Raw genomic sequence first — 601 nt, forward strand, 5'->3', positions numbered from 1 at the left:
CGACTTTCTTTTTCAGGTTCTCGATGTCACAGGCTTGGTTGGGTGCCTCGTAATGTTTTTCCGGGTATCCGGCAACCCCGATGCAGAAGTTCGTGGGAACGGCATCTGTCAGCGTGTCATCCAAGTATTGGCCGTGGTTCATGCGAGTGATTTGTTCTACCAGTTCACAACTATATTGGTGTCCGCCTTCTTCGGGAGTAAAGAAACGTTCTCCCGGTATGGGATCACCCCGGAGTGCCATCACGTTTTCAATGTCAAGGAAATTCAAGTCTATGAGTTCGTTTTCGATCTTATGGCGGGTGGCTCCCCCGCACACGATATGAGGAACCATGTCCACGTTATACCGTCTCATGATGGCTGCGGCCAGTGCCACGGAACCGGGGCGTTTTGTCACGGTAACTTTTTTGATCGTTCCGTCCGGGTATTCACGATATACCACTTCATCCCGGTGAAAGGTAATGTTAATGAATGGGGGAGCAAGGGCAATCAAGGGTTCGATGGCCTCGTATATTTTATTGATGTCTCCGCCTTTTAGTGGCGGTACCAGCTCGAAAGAGAATACCGCTTTGTCTGTATTGTTGAGTATGTCGATGGCTTTCAT

General features: G+C 49.4%; 1 protein-coding gene. It reads right to left on the minus strand.

Annotated features, from left to right (window positions below; genetic code table 11):
- The coding region (locus F4V54_RS11185) for a methylenetetrahydrofolate reductase (RefSeq protein ID WP_211359502.1) at positions 1-601 on the minus strand (601 nt) is incomplete at both ends.

Source organism: Corynebacterium tuscaniense, from assembly GCF_008693065.1.
Taxonomy (GTDB): domain Bacteria; phylum Actinomycetota; class Actinomycetes; order Mycobacteriales; family Mycobacteriaceae; genus Corynebacterium; species Corynebacterium tuscaniense.